The following is a 19680-nucleotide window of genomic DNA, read 5'->3' as shown; positions in this document are numbered from 1 at the left end:
GTATAAGACCCCGCTACCGCACAATTGTCATCTTCCCCACCAAACTGGTGCTGCCGGAGCTTAGGCGGTACAGGTATGTTCCGCTGGCGAGGCCATCCCCCGAGAATGGAACGCGGTACTCTCCAGCCTCAAGCTGTTCCTCAATTAGGCGAGCCACTTCAACCCCTTGCTCGGTATCCACCGACAGCCGCACGAAGCTCCGCTCCGGCACGGTGAACGTGATGGTGGTAGTAGTGGAGAATGGGTTTGGGTAGTTGGCGTTCATTGCCCAGGGGCTTGGGGTGGGGAGGCCGGTGGGTTTTACTCCGGTTGGATTGGGAGGGGTGAGTTTTACGATCCAGAAATCACCTCCTCCATGATTCCCGATAACATCACCATCAGTGGAAGTACTCTGTCCTGCAACTATGTACCCGCCGTCACTGGTCTGGGTGATGGAGGATGCCAAATCCAAGCCACTCCCACCCAGCGACTTCTCCCACTCGATCCCCCCGCCGCTCGTCAGCTTCACGATCCAGGAATCAGTAGAGTCAATTGATCCATGATGCCCAGTGACATCACCATCGGTGGACCGACTCGATCCTGCAACTATGTACCCGCCGTCACGGGTCTGGGTGATGGAGGATGCCAAATCATCGCGATTCCCACCAAGCGACTTCTGCCATTCGATCCCTCCCCCGCTCGTCAGCTTCACGATCCAGTAATCAAATAATCCATAATTCCCGCTAACATCACCATCATTCGAAGTACTCACTCCTGCAACTATGTACCCGCCGTCACTGGTCTGGGTGATGGAGCGTGCATCATCATAGTTACTCCCACCCAGCGACTTCTCCCACTCAATCTCCCCCCCGCTCGTCAGCTTCACGATCCAGGAATCACCGCCTCCATGATTCCCGCTAACATCACCATCGGTGGACCCACTCGATCCTGCAACTATGTACCCGCCGTCACTGGTCTGTGTGATGGAGCGTGCATCATCATAGTTACTCCCACCCAGCGACTTCTGCCACTCAATCTCCCCCCCGCTCGTCAGCTTCACGATCCAGAAATCGGGATGATTAGCTGCTCCATGATGCCCGCTAACATCACCATCGGTGGAATTACTCCGTCCTGCAACTATGTACCCGCCGTCACTGGTCTGTGTGATGGAGGATGCCCAATCATCGCCACTCCCACCAAGCGACTTCTGCCACTCAATCTCCCCCCCGCTCGTCAGCTTCACGATCCAGTAATCAAGTCCTCCATGATTCCCGCTAACATCACCATTAGTGGAATTACTATATCCGGCAACTATGTACCCGCCGTCACGGGTCTGGGTGATGGAGTTTGCCCAATCACCGTCACTCCCACCCAGCGACTTCTGCCACTCAATCTCCCCCCCGCTCGTCAGCTTCACAATCCAGAAATCGGGGTGATTAGCTGCTCCATGATGCCCGCTAACATCACCATCAGTAGAATAACTATACCCCGCAACTATGTACCCACCGTCACTGGTCTGGGTGATGGAGTATGCCACATCATTGCCACTCCCACCCAGCGCCTTCTGCCACTCGATTGCTGGAGAAGGTTGCTGGGCATGCAAAGGTTGCCAAAGCAGAACAGCACCAAGCAATACTGCAATGCTGCTTCTGAGCACAAAGCTGAAGAACTGGGTCATTGTTGTCCTGAATGTTAGTGAATGGATAACCGCACCTTGGATGGCCCAAAATTATCACAAAACTTCAACCATAAAGAAGCAAGCCCACTACCAGAGGAAAAATTGTGATGGAGAGGTTGGTAGAGCTATGGCAGAGGAGAAGAGCCGACAGCATCGGCCCCCCTAAAAACATCCATGGGGCTGGCAGTGTCTGCTGCCAGCCCCATGGATGTTTTGTCTCATAGACCCGCCGCACCCGCTACCGCACAATCGTCATCTTCCCCACCAAACTTGTGCTGCCGGAGCTTAGGCGGTACAGGTATGTTCCGCTGGCAAGGCCATCCCCCGAGAATGGGACACGGTACTCTCCGGCTTCAAGCTGTTCCTCAATTAAGCGAGCCACTTCAACCCCTTGCTCGGTATCCACCGACAGCCGCACGAAGCTCCGTTCCGGCACGGTGAACGTGATGGTGGTGGTGCTGGAGAATGGGTTGGGATAGTTGGCGTTTATTGCCCAAGGGCTTGGGGTGGGAGGCTCGGCGGATTTCACCCCGGTTGAGTTGGATGGGGCGAGTTTTACGATCCAGTAATCCATTCCTCCATGATTCCCAGTAACATCACCATCAGTGGACCTACTCGATCCTGCAATTATGTATCCGCCGTCACGGGTTTGCTTGATGGAGGAAGCATTATCCGCATGATTTCCACCGAGCGATTTTTGCCACTCGATCACCCCTGCACTTGTGAGTTTCACAATCCAGTAAGCATCGAAAGGAGCTGCTCCATTATCGCCGATCACATCCCCATCGGTGGATTGGCTTGATCCTGCAACTATGTACCCGCCGTCACGGGTTTGTTCGACAGAAGTAGCTACATCATTGTTAGCACCACCAAGCGACTGTAGCCATTCGATCACCCCCAATCTTGTTAGCTTCACTACCCAAGCATCACTTTCTTTATGTTTCCCAATAACATCACCATCCTTGGATTCGCTAGAGCCAGCAACGATGTATCCACCGTCGCTGGTCTGCTTAATAGAATAAGCTACATCTCTTCTAGTCCCGCCGAGCGACTTCTCCCACTCAATCACCCCCAAGCTCGTTAGCTTCACAATCCAGTAATCAGCAATCTCATCAAGCCCATGATTCCAACTAACATCGCCATCAGCGGAACGGCTCTCCCCAGCAACTATGTACCCACCGTCGCTGGTCTGTTGGATAGAAGTAGCCATATCATCCTCACCCCCGCCAAGTGCCTTCTGCCACTCGATCGCCCCTGTGCTTGTTAGTTTCACGATCCAATAATTATAGAATTTCAATAATCCACTATGCCTAGTGACATCGCCATCAGTAGAAGAACTTGCCCCTGCGACTATGTAGCCGCCATCGCTGGTCTGTATAATGGAGTTAGCATTATCACGGTCACTCCCACCAAGTGATTTTTGCCACTGGATCCCCCCCTGACTCGTTAGCTTCACGATCCAGTAATCACTTTCTCCATGATTCCTAATAACATCGCCATTATTGGAAGTACTTGACCCCGCAACTATGTAGCCGCCATCGCTGGTCTGCACGATGGAAGCAGCCTCATCCCTACCATTTCCACCGAGTGCCTTCTGCCACGCAAGCTCTCCCCCGCTCGTCAGCTTCACGATCCAATAGTCATAGCCTCCATAATGATCGCTAACATCGCCATCAATGGAAAAACTCACTCCGGCAATGATGTACCCACCGTCAGATGTCTGGGCGATGGAGTTCGCTACATCCCAGTCATCTCCACCCAGCGACTTCTGCCACTCAATTGCTGGAGGGGTCTGTTGGGCATTCAAAGTTTGTGCGAGCAAGGCAACCGCAAACAATACTCCAATGATGCTTTTGAGGAAAAGGCTGAGTAGCTGATTCATCGCTGTTCTGAAGGTTAGTGAATGGATACTTATGATTTAGAGTTCACCGCACAACCGTCATCTTCCCCACCAAACTTGTGCTGCCGGAGCTTAGGCGGTACAGGTATGTTCCGCTGGCAAGGCCATCCCCCGAGAATGGGACACGGTACTCTCCGGCTTCAAGCTGTTCCTCGATTAAGCGAGCCACTTCAACCCCTTGCTCGGTATCCACCGACAGCCGAACGAAGCTCCGCTCCGGCACGGTGAACGTGATGGTGGTGGTGCTGGAGAATGGGTTTGGATAGTTGGCGTTCATTGCCCACGGGCTTGGGGTGGGAGGGTCGGTGGGTTTTACTCCGGTTGAGTTGGGTGGGGCGAGTTTTACGATCCAGGCATCAGTTGATGCTTGATGCCCAGTGACATCGCCGTCAGTTGAGGAACTATATCCTGCAACTATGCATCCAGCGTCGCTGGTCTGTTCGATAGAAGTGGCTATATCATCAAGACTTCTACCGAGCGATTTTTGCCATTCTATCGTTCCTGCGTTCGTCAGTTTGACGATCCAGCAATCAGTGTAATCCGACACCCCATGATGCCCACGAACATCACCATCATTGGATTCACTCTCTCCTGCAACTATGTACCAACCGTCACCAGTCTGAATGATGGAGCGTGACACATCCACGCCACTCCCACCCAGCGACTTCTCCCATTCGATCCCTCCCCCGCTCGTCAGCTTCACGATCCAGGAATCATAGTCTCCATGATTCCCGCTAACATCGCCAGCAGTGGACTCACTCGATCCTGCAACTATGTACCCTCCGTCACGGGTCTGTGTGATGGAGTATGCCGCATCAAAGTCACTCCCACCAAGCAACTTCTGCCACTCAATCTCCCCTCCGCTCGTCAGCTTCACGATCCAGTAATCCTCGCCTCCATGATCCCCGCTAACATCACCATCATTGGAAGTACTCTCTCCTGCAACTATGTACCCACCGTCACTGGTTTGTGCGATGGAGGGTGCTACATCATCGCCACTCCCGCCAAGCGACTTCTGCCACTCGATCCCCCCACTACTCGTCAGCTTCACGATCCAGAAATCTGCTCCCCCATGATTCCCGGTGACATCGCCATCAGTGGAATAACTCCACCCTGCAACTATGTACCCGCCGTCACGGGTCTGTGTGATGGAGCGTGCCTCATCATTACGACTCCCACCCAGCGACTTCTGCCACTCAATAACTCCTCCGCTCGTCAGCTTCACGATCCAAGAATCATCGAGTCCATGATTCCCGCTAACATCACCATCATTGGAGTCACTCAATCCTGCAACTATGTACCCACCGTCACGGGTCTGTGTGATGGAGTGTGCCCAATCCCAGTCACTCCCACCCAACGACTTCTGCCACTCGATCGCCCCACCGCTCGTCAGCTTCACGATCCAATAGTCATAGCCTCCATGATTCCCGCTAACATCGCCATCAGTGGAATTACTCCGTCCTGCAACTATGTACCCGCCGTCACTGGTCTGTGTGATGGAGTATGCATCATCCCCGCCACTCCCGCCAAGCGACTTCTCCCATTCGATCCCTCCCCCGCTCGTCAGCTTCACGATCCAAGCATCAACGTATCCACGATGCCCGCTAACATCGCCATTGGTGGACCGACTCCATCCTGCAGCTATGTACCCTCCGTCCCTGGTCTGAGAGATGGAAGTAGCTACATCACCCTTCGTTCCGCCGAGTGAGCGTTGCCACTCGATTGTTGGGGCAATGCTTTGAGCATTGGAAGATTGCCAGAGCAGACAAACACCGAGCAATCCCGCAATGCTGTTTCTGAGAAAAAGGCTGAGCAGCTGGCGCATTTTTCTTTTGGAGGTTAGTTAATAGGTGCTCATCAATTTATAAAAAACATTCAGGGGACTGGCAGCACTGCCAGCCCCCTTGTTTACGCTATCCTTTTAGCCCCACCCTACCGCACAATCGTCATCTTCCCCACCAAACTTGTGCTGCCGGAGCTTAGGCGGTACAGGTATGTTCCGCTGGCAAGGCCATCCGCCGAGAATGGGACGCGGTACTCTCCGGCTTCAAGCTGTTCCTCGATTAGGCGAGCCACCTCAACCCCCTGCTCGGTATCCACCGACAGCCGCACGAAGCTCCGTTCCGGCACGGTGAACGTGATGGTGGTGGTGCTGGAGAATGGGTTGGGATAGTTGGCGTTCATTGCCCAGGGGTTTGGAATGGGAGGGGCGGTGGGTTTTACTCCGGTTGAGTTGGGTGGGGCGAGTTTTACGATCCAGGCATCGGAAGAACCAGCTGATCCATGGTTGTTGGTGACATCGCCATCATGGGACTGGCTATACCCTGCAACTATATATCCATTGTCGGTGGTCTGCTTGATAGAGATAGCATAATCATCGTGCCTTCCACCAAACAACTGCTGCCACTCGATCACCCCTGTGTTTGTCAGCTTCACGATCAAGTAATCCATACCTTCATGCCATCCAGTGGCATTGCCATCGGTGGACTCGCTAAATCCGGCAACTATGTACCCGCCGTCAGCCGTCTGCTTGATCGAGGTACCGCCATCAGCGTCACTCCCGCCAAGCGAGCGTTGCCAATCTATCGCTCCCGCACTCGTGAGCTTTATGATCCAAGAATCACCTCCCCCACGATTCCCGCTAACATCGCCATCATTGGACCGACTTGACCCTGCAACGATGTACCCACCGTCGGTGGTCTGTTCAATGGCATTGCCATAATCATGGTTGCTCCCACCAAGTGACTGTTGCCACTCGATCCCCCCCGCGCCCGTTAGCTTCACGATCCATGCATCAGAGTACTCCGCTAATCCATGATGACCAGTACCATCACCATTAGTGGATTGACTTGATCCTGCAATTATATACCCGCCATCGCTGGTCTGTTCGATAGAAGCAGCTCCATCCGTGCCACTTCCACCCAACGACTTCTGCCACTCCATTCCCCCTGCGCTCGTCAGCTTCACAATCCATGCATCGGAGGAATCCGTTGCCCCATGATGCCCAATAACATCGCCATCATCGGAACGACTTCTTCCTGCAACTAAATACCCCCCGTCCGTGGTCTGCAAGATTGAAGCAGCTACATCATCGCCGCTCCCACCCAGCGATTTCTCCCACTCGATCGCTCCTACGTTCGTCAGCTTCACAATCCAAAAATCACGTTTTCCATGATTCACGGTAACGTTGCCATCTGCGGACTCGCTCCACCCTGCGACGATGTACCCGCCGTCGGTGGTCTGCACAATAGAGGTTCCAAAGTCATCGCCACTTCCACCAAACGATTTCTCCCACTCCATTGCTCCGGCGTTCGTGAGTTTCACGATCCAGTAATCAATGACGCCACCGAATCCATGATGATCGCTAACATCGCCATCAATGGAGTAACTCAACCCGGCAACTATGTACCCGCCGTCGCTGGTCTGGGAGATGGAAGTAGCTTCATCACTATTCGTTCCGCCGAGTGAGCGTTGCCACTCGATTGTTGGGGCAATGCTTTGAGCATTGGAAGGTTGCCAGAGCAGACAAACACCGAAGAAGACGGCAATGCTGCTTTTGAGGAGGAAACTGAAAAACTGATTCATCGCTGTTCTGAAGGTTAGTGAATGGATGTTTATGGTGTATAAGACCCCGCTACCGCACAACCGTCATCTTCCCCACCAAACTGGTGCTGCCGGAGGTTAGACGGTACAGGTACGTTCCGCTGGCAAGGCCCTCCCCCGAGAATGGGACGCGGTACTCTCCGGCTTCAAGATGTTCCTCGATTAAGCGGGCCACCTCAACCCCTTGCTCGTTATCCACCGACAGCCGCACGAAGCTCCGTTCCGGCACGGTGAACGTGATGGTGGTGGTGCTGGAGAATGGGTTTGGATAGTTGGCGTTCATCGCCCAGGGGCTTGGGGTGGGAGGCTCGGTGGGTTTTATCCCGGTGGAGTTGGGAGGGGCAAGTTTTACGATCCAGAAATCCCTTTCTCCATGATTCCCGCGAGCATCGCCATCAGTGGAAGAACTCCCTCCGGCAACTATGTACCCACCGTCACTGGTTTGCGCGATGGAGGATGCTCCATCCTCGCCACTCCCACCCAGCGACTTCTTCCACTCGATTTCCCCTCCACTCCTCAGCTTCACGATCCAAGAATCATACGCTCCACGATTCCCACTAACATCCCCATCATTCGATAAACTCCATCCTGCAACTATGTACCCGCTGTCACTGGTTTGTGCGATGGAGGATGCTACTTCATCGCCACTCCCGCCAAGCGACTTCTCCCACTCGATCACCCCCTCACTCGTTAGCTTTACGATCCAAGAATCATATCCTCCATGATTCCCGCTAACATCGCCATCTGTGGACCGGCTTGCCCCTGCAACGATGTACCCACCGTCGGTGGTCTGTTCAATGGCATTGCCATAATCATGGTTGCCCCCACCAAGTGGTTGTTGCCACTCGATCCCCCCCGCGCCCGTCAGCTTCACGATCCACGCATCAGAGTAACCCGCATTCCCAGTAACATCACCATCAGTGGATTGACCCCATCCTACAACTATGTACCCACCGTCACGGGTCTGAGTGATGGAGTATGCATCATCCACACCACTTCCACCCAACGACTTCTGCCACTCGATCGCCCCTCCGCTCGTCAGCTTCACAATCCAATAGTCATTGTCTCCATGATTTCCGGTGACATCACCATCAGTGGACCCGCTCCATCCTGCAACTATGTACCCACCGTCACCTGTCTGAGTGATGGAAGTAGCGATCTCGCTACCGCTCCCACCCAGCGATTTCTCCCACTCGATAGCCCCTGCGCTCGTCAGCTTCACGATCCAATAGTCATCGCCTCCATGATTCCCGGTGACGTTGCCATCAGTGGAAGCACTCCACCCTGCAACAATGTACCCGCCATCACTAGTCTGGGAGATGGAAGCAGCATAATCCGTCATCTTTCCACCCAGCGACTTCTGCCACGCAAGCTCTCCCCCGCTCGTCAGCTTTACAATCCAGGAATCAATGAAGCCGCCGGATCCATGATGATCGCTAACATCGCCATCAATGGAAGCACTCACTCCGGCAATGATGTACCCACCATCGCTGGTCTGGGAGATGGAAGTAGCTTCATCACCCTTCGTGCCACCGAGTGAGCGTTGCCACTCGATTTTTGGAGGGGTCTGTTGAGCATTGGAAGGTTGTGAGAGCAGACAAACGCTAAGCAATCCCGCAATGCTGCTTTTGAGGAAAAGATTGAAAAACTGGTTCATCGCTGTCCTGAAGGTTAGTGAATGGATGTTTATGATGGATAAGACCCCGCTACCGCACAATTGTCATCTTCCCCACCAAACTTGTGCTGCCGGAGGTTAGACGGTAGAGGTATGTTCCGCTGGCAAGGCCTTCTGCTGAGAATGGGACGCGGTACTCTCCGGCTTCAAGATGTTCCTCGATTAGGCGAGCTACTTCAACCCCTTGCTCGGTATCCACCGACAGCCGCACGAAGCTCCGTTCCGGCACGGTGAACGTAATGGTGGTGGTGGTGGAGAATGGGTTGGGATAGTTGGCGTTCATTGCCCAGGGGCTGGGGGTGGGAGGCTCGGTGGGTTTTACTCCGGTTGGGTTGGATGGGGCGAGTTTTACGATCCAGCAATCATACCTCCCATGATTCCCAGTGACATCGCCATCGTTGGACCAAATTACCCCTGCAACAACATAGCTGCTGTCGCTGACCTCCTTGATAGCGGTGGCATAATCATCGCTACTCCCACCAAGCGATTTTTGCCACTCGATCCCCCCCCTACTCGTGAGCTTCACAACCCAGTAATCAGCATATTTATCTAAGCCATGATGCCCGATAACATCACCATTATTCGAATAACTCACTCCTGCAACTATGTACCCACTGTCGCTGGTCTGCTGGATCGAGTTCGCATAATCAATGCCCGTGCCGCCAAGCGGCTTTTGCCACTCGATCTCCCCCGCATTCGTGAGCTTCACAATCCAGTAATCAGAGGAATCAGCCGATACATGATGCCCGATAACATCACCATCGGTGGAAGTACACAGCCCTGCAACGATGTACCCACCATCGCTGGTTTGCTCAATAGATTTAGCGATCTCTGCATGGCTTCCACCCAGCGACTTTTGCCACTCAATTCCCCCCGCATTCGTGAGCTTCACAATCCAATAATCACCGGAAGGGATTACTCCATGATGCCCGGTAACATCACCATCATTGGAAGCACTATACCCAGCAATGATGTACCCACCATCGCTGGTCTGTGCGATGGAATACGCCGCATCATAGCCACTTCCACCAAGTGACTGCTGCCACTCAATCTCTCCCACACTGGTGAGCTTCAGGATCCAACAATCAGGGAAATTTGCTGCTCCATGATGCCCGGTAACATCACCATCGGTGGACTGGTTATACCCTGCAACTATGTAGCCACCGTCGCTGGTCTGCCGGATAGCATTCGCTCTATCATCGCCAGTTCCACCCAGTGACTTCTGCCACTCGACCAAGCCCATGCTGGTGAGCTTCACAACCCAGTAATCAAAGGAGTCATGATGTCCGGTGACCTCACCATTAGAGGAGTGACTATACCCTGTAGCTATGTACCCACCGTCAGCGGTCTGCCGGATGGAAGTCGCATAATCTCTATCAGTTCCACCCAGTGATCGTTGCCACTGGATCGCCCCCTCACCGGTGAGCTTTACAATCCAGTATTCGCCCCCTCTATGGAACCCGTTAGGCTCTTGCCCTCCCCCGGAAAAGCTATATCCAGCAACTATATACCCTCCGTCGCTGGTCGGTTCGATGTCATAGGCTCCATCATGCTCCCATCCACCAAACGTTTTCTGCCATTGGATGTTCACCGATGGAGGCTGACCAATCTGAATCGGCGTTGCCATCGTGTAGAGGTCCCTTTTATCTGATGCAGAATAAATACGGAACAAGGCTTGCTGGATGGAATGTCGAGGCGTGGTGTATTGCACGGTTGTAACGTCACCGCTGGCCGTTGCCGCTGGCACTGGCGACCATGTTCTACCGTTATCCTCGGATATTTCTATCGTCTTGGTGCCCAGAATGTTTTTGTTGGTGGACCACGTAAATGCCGTAGGATACTTTGCACTGATCTTCCCAGAAGGATCAACTCCCTGAAGCAGTAGGCTGGTAAACTTCCCATCGGGTGGATCGGCAGAGAGAAGTTTCACGATCCAGTAATCATAGTTTTTAGATACCCCATAATGCCGGGTAACATCACCATCATTGGAGGCACTATATCCAGCAATTACGTACCCGCCGTCGCTGGTCTGCTTGATGGAAGTCGCATAATCATTGCTATTTCCACCGAACGATTTTTGCCACTCCATCGCTCCCACACTTGTGAGCTTCACGACCCAGTAATCAGCTTCTTTATAATGCCCGCTGACATCGCCATCACTGGACCAGCTCGCTCCTGCAACTATATACCCACCATCACTAGTCTGCGTGATAGAACGAGCTTCCTCCCCACCACTTCCACCAAGTGCCTGCTGCCACTGGATCACCCCTGTATTTGTCAGCTTCACGATCCAGTAATCTGATGATCCATGGTTTCCGGTGACATCGCCATCGGTGGAAGAACTCCACCCGGCAACGATGTACCCACCATCACTGGCTTGCGCGATGGAAGCAGCATTCTCTTGGCCACTTCCACCAAGTGACTTTTGCCATTGGATAGCCCCCCCATTGGTGAGCTTCACGATCCAGTAATCCGTTGATCCATGGTTTCCGGTGACATCGCCATCGGTGGAAGAACTCCACCCGGCAACGATGTACCCACCGTCACTAGTCTGCGTGATAGAATGAGCTTCCTCCCCACCACTTCCACCCAGTGACTTTTGCCATTGAATCGCCCCCACACTGGTGAGCTTCACAATCCAATAATCTGTTGATCCATGGTTTCCGGTGACATTACCATCGGTGGAAGAACTATATCCTGCAATTATGTACCCACCATCGCTGGTCTGGGCGATAGACGTAGCATAGTTTCCCCTACTTCCACCCAGCGATTTCTGCCACTGGATCACTCCTGCACTGGTGAGCTTCACAATCCAATAGTCAACCCCTCCATGATTCCCGGTAACATCGCCATCATTGGACTGGCTATATCCAGCAACTATGTACCCGCCGTCGTTGGTCTGCTGGATAGATTTAGCGTAATCAAGGCTACTTCCACCCAGCGACTTTTGCCACTCGATCGCTCCCGCACTTGTGAACTTTGCAACCCAGCAATCAACCCCTCCATGATTCCCGGTAACATCGCCATCGGTGGAATAGCTATATCCAGCAGCTATGTACCCGCCGTCACTGGTCTGTTCGATAGAATACGCCACATCCTCACCCAGTCCACCCAGTGATTGTTGCCACTGAATCGCCGGCGCAGGTTCTTGGGCAGGCGAAGATTGCCAGAGCAGACAAACGCCGAGCAATCCCGCAATGCTGCCTCTGAGGAAAAGATTGAAGAACCGGTTCATGGCTGTTCTGAAGGTTAGTGAATGGATACTTATGGTTTAGAGTTCACCGCACAATCGTCATCTTCCCCACCAAACTGGTGCTGCCGGAGCTTAGGCGGTACAGGTATGTTCCGCTGGCAAGGCCCTCCCCCGAGAATGGGACGCGGTACTCTCCGGCTTCAAGCTGTTCCTCAATTAAGCGAGCCACCTCAACTCCTTGCTCGGTATCCACCGACAACCGCACGAAGCTCCGCTCCGGCACGGTGAACGTGATGGTGGTAGCGCTGGAGAATGGGTTTGGATAGTTGGCGTTCATTGCCCACGGGCTTGGGCTGGTAGGCTCGGTGGGTTTTACTCCGGTGGGGTTGGGTGCGGCGAGTTTTACGATCCAAACATCGGTTGATGCTTGATGTCCAGTGACATCGCCGTCAGTTGAGGAACTATATCCTGCAACTATGCACCCAGCGTCGCTGGTCTGTTCGATAGAAGTGGCTATATCATTGAGACTTCCACCGAGCGATTTTTGCCATTCTATCGTTCCTGCGTTCGTCAGTTTGACGATCCAGCAATCAGTGTAATCCGACACCCCATGATGCCCACGAACATCACCATCATTGGATTCACTCTCTCCTGCAACTATGTACCCGCCATCGCTGGTTTGCTGGATGGAGTACGCATAATCGTGGTCACCTCCACCCAGCGACTGCTGCCACTCAATCACCCCCACACTCGTGAGCTTCACAACCCAAGCATCAGCGTAACCATCCGGCCCATGATGTCCACGAATATCACCATCGGAGGAGTAACTCCACCCAGCAACTATGCACCCACCGTCACTGGTCTGTGCAATGGAGCTAGCATAGTCGCCATTACTTCCACCAAACCATTTCTGCCACTGGATCACCCCCGCGCTCGTTAGCTTTACGATCCAATAATTATCTATCCCTCCATGGCTTCCAGCACCATCATTAGATCCACTCTCTCCTGCAACTATATATCCCCCATCGCTGGTCTGTTCGATAGATGTAGCTCCATCACTGCCACTGCCACCCAAGGACTTCTCCCACGCAAGCTCCCCTGCACTGGTGAGTTGCACGATCCAGCAATCAGGAAAATCTGTTAATCCGTGATGCCCGGTGACATCGCCGTCGCTGGACTGGCTCCGCCCTGCAATTATGTACCCACCGTCAGCGGTCTGTTGAATCGAGTTGGCTTCATCACTACCGCTTCCGCCAAGCGATTTCTGCCACTCAATTCGTCCTGCACTTGATAGCTTCACAACCCAAGCATCAGTTCCCCCATGATTCCCGCTAACATCGCCATCGGTGGACTCGCTCCATCCGGCAACTATATACCCACCATCACTGGTCTGCTGGATAGAAGTAGCTTCCTCGCTACTACTTCCACCAAGTGATTTTTGCCACTGGATCACACCCGCACTCGTGAGCTTCACGATCCAGTAATCAGAGAAATCAACAGTGCCATGATGCCCGGTAACATCACCATCATCGGAATAACTATATCCCGCCACTACGTACCCACCATCACTGGTCTGCTGGATGGATGTAGCATAATCAAGGATACTTCCACCCAGCGACTTCTCCCACTCGATTGCTGGAGAAGGTTGCTGGGCATTCAAAGGTTGCCAAAGCAAGACAACCGCAAGCAATCCGGCAATGCTGCTTCTGAGAAGGAAACTGAAAAACTGATTCATCGCTGTTCTGAAGGTTAGTGAATGGATACTTATGGTTTAGAGTTCACCGCACAACCGTCATCTTCCCCACCAAACTGGTGCTGCCGGAGCTTAGGCGGTAGAGGTATGTTCCGCTGGCGAGGCCATCCCCCGAGAATGGGACCCGGTACTCTCCGGCTTCAAGCTGTTCCTCGATTAAGCGAGCCACTTCAACCCCTTGCTCGTTATCCACCGACAGCCGAACAAAGCTCCGCTCCGGCACGGTGAACGTGATGGTGGTGGTGCTGGAGAATGGGTTGGGATAGTTGGCGTTCATTGCCCACGGGCTTGGGGTGGGAGGCTCGGCGGATTTCACCCCGGTTGGGTTGGATGGGGCGAGTTTTACGATCCAGAAATCACCTCCTCCACGATTCCCACTAACATCGCCATCATTGGAATAACTCCGTCCTGCAACTATGGACCCGCCGTCACTGGTCTGTGTGATAGAGCGTGCCTCATCCACGCCACTCCCACCCAGCGACTTCTTCCACTCGATCGCCCCACCGCTCGTCAGCTTCACAATCCAGTAATCATACCCTCCACGATTCCCACTAACATCGCCATCATTCGATAAACTCGATCCTGCAACTATGTACCCTCCATCGCTGGTCTGAGTGATGGAGAATACAATTTCATCGCCACTCCCGCCAAGCGACTTCTCCCACTCGATCACCCCCTCACTCGTTAGCTTTACGATCCAGGAATCATATCCTCCACGATTCCCGCTAACATCGCCATCATTGGACCGACTTGCCCCTGCAACGATGTACCCACCGTCACTGGTCTGTTCAATGGCATTGCCATAATCATGGTTGCTCCCACCAAGTGACTGTTGCCACTCGATCCCCCCCGCGCCCGTTAGCTTCACGATCCATGCATCAGAGTAACCTGCATGCCCCGTAACATCACCATCAGTGGATTGACTCCATCCCACAACTATGTACCCGCCGTCACGGGTCTGAGTGATGGAGTATGCATCATCCACACCACTTCCACCCAACGACTTCTGCCACTCGATTCCCCCTGTGCTCGTCAGCTTCACAATCCAATAGTCATTGCCTCCATGATTTCCACTAACATCGCCATTAGTGGAAGTACTCGATCCTGCAACTATGTACCCTCCGTCACCTGTCTGAGTGATGGAAGTAGCGGTCTCTCTACCGCTCCCACCCAGCGACTTTTCCCACTCGATCACCCCTGCGCTTGTCAACTTCACAATCCAGTAGTCATCGTCTCCATGATTCCCGGTAACGTTGCCATCAGTGGAAGCACTCCACCCTGCAACAATGTACCCGCCGTCACTAGTCTGAGAGATGGAAGCAGCATAGTCCGTCATCTTTCCACCCAGCGACTTCTGCCACGCAAGTTCTCCCCCGCTCGTCAGTTTCACGATCCAATAGTCATAACCTCCATGATGATCGCTAACATCGCCATCAATGGAAGAACTCACTCCAGCAATGATGTACCCGCCGTCGCTGGTCTGGGAGATAGAGGTAGCTGCATCATCCTTCGTTCCGCCGAATGAGCGTTGCCACTCGATTGTTGGGGCAATGCTTTGAGCATTGGAAGGTTGCCAAAGCAGACAAACGCCAAGCAATCCCGCAATGCTGCCTCTGAGGAAAAGATTGAAGAACCGGTTCATGGCTGTTCTGAAGGTTAGTGAATGGATGTTTATGGTGTATAAGACCCCGCTACCGCACAACTGTCATTTTCCCCACCAAACTTGTGCTGCCGGAGGTTAGGCGGTAGAGGTATGTTCCGCTGGCGAGGCCATCCCCCGAGAATGGGACCCGGTACTCTCCGGCTTCAAGCTGTTCCTCGATTAAGCGAGCCACTTCAACCCCCTGCTCGGTATCCACCGACAGCCGCACGAAGCTCCGCTCCGGCACAGTGAACGTGATGGTGGTGGTGGTGGAGAATGGGTTCGGGTAGTTGGCGTTCATCGCCCAGGGGCTTGGGGTGGGGAGGCCGGTGGGTTTTACTCCGGTTGGATTGGGAGGGGTGAGTTTTACGATCCAGCAATCGGGGGATTCAGATAGCCCATGATGCCCGGTAACATCGCCAGCACTAGAGAAGCTCTCGCCAGCAACGATGTATCCACCGTCGGTGGTCTGCTGGATCGAGTTCGCATAATCTTCGCGCCCGCCACCCAGCGACTTCTGCCACTCGATCTCCCCTCCGCTTGTCAGTTGTACGATCCAGTAGTCAGGGGTGGCTACTGACCCATGACGGCCGGTGACATCGCCATCAATCGAAGAACTCCATCCCGCAACTATGTAGCCGCCATCCGTGGTTTGCTCAACGGAGTTCGCATAATCATCGCTGGCTCCACCAAGCGATCTCTGCCACTGGATCACCCCTGCATCCGTTAGCTTCACAATCCAAGCATCGGTGGAGTCCGCTGATCCATGATGCCCGGTGACATCGCCGTCGCTGGATTGGCTCCATCCAGCAACTATGTACCCGCCATCGCTGGTTTGCACGACCGAGCTAGCATAATCAGGGTAGCTGCCCCCCAGCGATTTCTGCCACTCCATCGCCCCTGCGCTCGTCAGCTTCACAAGCCAGAAATCAGAGAAATCAGCCGAGCCATGATGACTGGTAACATCGCCATCGTTCGATAAACTCCACCCTGCAACCACGTACCCGCCGTCGCTGGTTTGGGCAATAGAGCTGGCTCGATCATAGTTGCTTCCGCCAAGCGACTTCTGCCATTCCACCTCCCCCCCGCTTGTCAGCTTCACGATCCAGTAATCATCGGAGGAATCAGCCGATCCGTGATTCCCGGTAACATCGCCATCGGTGGACTGGCTCCATCCCGCAACTATGTACCCACCATCGCTGGCCTGCTGGATAGAAGTAGCTTCCTCGCTACCACTTCCACCAAGCGTTTTTTGCCACTCGATTCCCCCCGCACTCGTCAGCTGCACGATCCAACAATCAGAGAGTCCGTGGTTCCCGCTAACATCGCCATCATTGGAATAACTCATCCCGGCAATGATGTACCCGCCATTGCTGGTTTGCTGGATGGAGTACGCATAATCGTGGTCGCTTCCCCCCAGTGACTTCTGCCACTGGATTGCTCCGGCACTTGTTAGCTTCACAATCCAGGAATCAACCAAGCCGCGATGCCTGGTGACATCGCCGTCACTGGAAGTACTTGATCCAGCAACTATGTAGCCGCCGTCGTTGGTCTGTGTGATGGCATAAGCATTATCAATGCTACTTCCACCCAGCGATTGTTGCCACTCGATTGCTGGAGGGGTTTGCTGGGAATGCAAGGATTTGGGCAGAAGGAAAGCGGCAAGAAGTGCGGCGATACCGATTTTAAGGGAAATCTTGAGGAAAAGACCGAATAGCTGGCGCATATCTAATCCTGGAGGTTGATGAATAGGTGCCCGCCAATATATAAAAATGATGCAGGGAGCTTAGGGGCTGCCAGCCCCCTACGACGCTAATTTTTTAGCCCCAGCGCTACCGCCAGCAAACTTCAACGGCTGATGCGAGGCGCAATTTTCACGATCCAATAATCACTGTTTCCATGACGAAGCGTGTGTGTATGATGAGATCACATCCCTGAAAGAATAGCCTACATGCACCAAGCCCCGCGCATTGCTGCGCGGGGCTTGGATGTAGCCTTACTGTTTTGGCTTCGCTGGGCCAGATGTTGCCCCTGCGGTTACTTCGAGTCGCACCCTTTCTGGACCACCACGGTGATGCGGCGGTTCTTCTTCCGTGCGGCTTCCAGCTCCTCCTTCGGAATTCCTTTCCCCTTTGGCTCGGCAACGGCTGGGCGCGATGATCCGTAGCCCACGGCCCCCATCAGTTTTGTTGGATTTACCCCCTGCTCAATCAGCCACTGCACAACTTTCTTGGCACGCAAATCCGAAAGCTCCTGGTTCCGTTTTGGATTGCCTTCGCTGGATGCGTGCCCCTCGATCATCACCCCAAGGTTATCGCACTGGTTGACGTAGGCCAGCAACTTTGCAAGGTTGCCGGCGGTCTCCGGAGTTTCAAAATTGAATTGATCGCTGTTGACAATGAACAGGATTTCCGGGAAGTCAACTTTGGTGCCGATCTTCGGCGCTGGTGGGCAGCCGTTTCTTCCTTTTTCGGAGCTTTTCACCCCCTTGATTAATGGGCAATCGTCTTCGCCATCAATCACTCCGTCGCCGTCGGTGTCGGGCTTCAACGGGTCGGTCTTCACGCGGTTGACTTCGTCGGCATCGGTCAGCTTATCGCTGTCGGTGTCCATCTTGGTTGGGTCGGTCTTGTAGGTGCGGACCTCAACGCCATCGTTTAGGCCGTCGCCGTCGGTATCCATTTTTGTTGGATCGGTGCGGTGCTGGTTCACTTCCGCGCCGTCGTTCAGGCCGTCGCCATCGCTGTCGGGCTTGTTCGGGTCGGTCTTGTGGGTGTCAACTTCTGCACCGTCGCTCAGGCCATCGCCGTCGGTGTCGGGCTTGGTTGGGTCGGTCTTGTGGAAATCAATCTCCTTGCCGTCCAGCAATGAATCGCCGTCGGTGTCCACGTTGTTCGGATTGGTCTTGTAGCGGCGGACTTCGTCGCCGTCGGTCAGGCCGTCCTCATCGCTATCAATCTTCAGCGGGTTGGTTTTTGTGGTCATCACCTCTTCGCCGTCGTTCAGGCTGTCGCCATCGGTGTCGGCTTTCAGGGGATCGGTCTTGTGGGTGTCAACCTCTGCGCCGTCGGTCAGGCCGTCGCCGTCGGTGTCGGGTTTCAGCGGGTCGGTTTTGTGGTCGCGAACTTCCGCGCCGTCACGCAGCCCATCGCCGTCGGTATCGGGATTGTTCGGGTCGGTTCCAATCTCCCGTTCTTCGGAATTTTTCAGCCCGTCGCCATCGCTGTCGCTGGAGCCGAAGACGTACATCACCCCAAGCCCAACCGAAAGGAAGGCATCGTTCGGGGTGACAAGCTCGGGGGTGTTTGCCGTGGCAGCACGGTCCTGGCTGAAGTCATCCAACGAATCGGTGAAGGTAATGTGCATCCGCCCGTACAGGTGGAACTGCAGGTTATCGGAGAAGCGGAACATAAACCCGGCACCAGCGGGGATTGCAATTCCAGAGTTATCGTAGCGTTTGGCCGCGAAGTTCGGAAGGTCCTCCCCTTCGCTGGACTGCGGGGTCCAGGTGATATACTCTACCCCGCCGAACACATACGGGCTAACAGGTCCCTCGGGCACCAAGTTTATCACCGCATCAAGGCCGAAGTTGAGCGTTGTGGAGTGGTTGTCTTCGCGGGCAAGCTGGCCGCTTGGCGAGGTCAACGAATCGAACGGCCGGTTAAGCCCGCCCCGTGTTGGCGGAAGCCCAAAGTAACGGTCGTAGGCCGCAAAGTTATCGGGGTTGAACGACCAGTTGAGCTTGTTGTAGCCAAACGCCCCTTGCAGCCCAAAATTTGGGATGATGTTGTAGCGAAGCAATAGCTCGGCCCCGTAGCCAAAGCGTGGTTCTTTGAATTCGCCAAAGTACTTATTTCCCATCCCTGCGATCCCCGCGCTAAAGGTTCCCCCTTCCCCAACTTGTGCTTGTGCTGGCACCAATGCCAGCATGAACGCCGCAGCAATGGCTAGCAGCATAGGTTGTCGCAATGAACGCATGGAACTCCTGTGGTTAGGTTAATAGTGTGAAGAACATGGACAACGAATTTCGTCTCCTGAACGTGAGCAGATTTTGAAGAAGGGGGCTTTGCAGTAAGAAGCCGGAGCAGATGTGCTCCGTTGCCGGCTAATGTAGGCCAACGCTATCACTTCCGCAACAAGAACGGAAAAGAAAGTATTGGGTTAGCGAAATGAAAAAAATGGGCAAAAAAAAAGGCGACCACGCACCACCGTGGCCGCCCCTCCTGTACCTCGCACGGCTCCATGAAGAACCGAGCA

At 54.0% G+C, this 19680-nt stretch carries 10 protein-coding genes; all 10 read right to left on the bottom strand.

Annotated elements, in window-relative coordinates; all coding sequences use genetic code 11:
- Window positions 1–13: 13 nt before the first annotated feature.
- A complete protein-coding gene (locus IPM61_13560) occupies window positions 14–1657 on the bottom strand; it encodes a T9SS C-terminal target domain-containing protein (protein ID MBK8912343.1) in 1644 nt (547 codons plus the stop codon).
- Window positions 1658–1895: 238 nt separating this feature from the next.
- Window positions 1896–3539, bottom strand: coding sequence for a T9SS C-terminal target domain-containing protein (locus tag IPM61_13555; protein ID MBK8912342.1), 1644 nt, complete (start codon window positions 3537–3539; stop codon window positions 1896–1898).
- A 43-nt stretch (window positions 3540–3582) separates the two neighbouring features.
- Window positions 3583–5382, bottom strand: a complete 1800-nt coding sequence (locus tag IPM61_13550; protein ID MBK8912341.1) for a T9SS C-terminal target domain-containing protein — start codon at window positions 5380–5382, stop codon at window positions 3583–3585.
- 107 nt (window positions 5383–5489) lie between these two features.
- A complete protein-coding gene (locus IPM61_13545) occupies window positions 5490–7142 on the bottom strand; it encodes a T9SS C-terminal target domain-containing protein (GenBank protein MBK8912340.1) in 1653 nt (550 codons plus the stop codon).
- A 49-nt stretch (window positions 7143–7191) separates the two neighbouring features.
- A complete protein-coding gene (locus IPM61_13540) occupies window positions 7192–8817 on the bottom strand; it encodes a T9SS type A sorting domain-containing protein (GenBank protein MBK8912339.1) in 1626 nt (541 codons plus the stop codon).
- A 49-nt stretch (window positions 8818–8866) separates the two neighbouring features.
- Entirely contained in the window at window positions 8867–12070 is a 3204-nt protein-coding gene (locus tag IPM61_13535; GenBank protein MBK8912338.1) for a hypothetical protein, read from the bottom strand.
- Window positions 12071–12113: 43 nt separating this feature from the next.
- Window positions 12114–13763 (bottom strand): T9SS C-terminal target domain-containing protein, encoded by a 1650-nt coding sequence (locus tag IPM61_13530; protein ID MBK8912337.1) that lies wholly within the window; start codon window positions 13761–13763, stop codon window positions 12114–12116.
- 43 nt (window positions 13764–13806) lie between these two features.
- A complete protein-coding gene (locus IPM61_13525; protein MBK8912336.1) occupies window positions 13807–15423 on the bottom strand; it encodes a T9SS type A sorting domain-containing protein in 1617 nt (538 codons plus the stop codon).
- Window positions 15424–15472: 49 nt separating this feature from the next.
- Entirely contained in the window at window positions 15473–17149 is a 1677-nt protein-coding gene (locus IPM61_13520; protein MBK8912335.1) for a T9SS type A sorting domain-containing protein, read from the bottom strand.
- A gap of 311 nt (window positions 17150–17460) precedes the next feature.
- On the bottom strand, window positions 17461–19380 hold the full coding sequence (locus IPM61_13515; protein ID MBK8912334.1) for an OmpA family protein: 1920 nt from the start codon (window positions 19378–19380) through the stop codon (window positions 17461–17463).
- Window positions 19381–19680 lie beyond the last annotated feature (300 nt).

This window comes from Chlorobiota bacterium (assembly GCA_016710285.1).
Classification (GTDB): domain Bacteria; phylum Bacteroidota; class Ignavibacteria; order OLB7; family OLB7; genus OLB7.
Note: the sequence above shows the minus strand (reverse complement) of the source record. Positions and strands in the feature narration are given on the sequence as shown.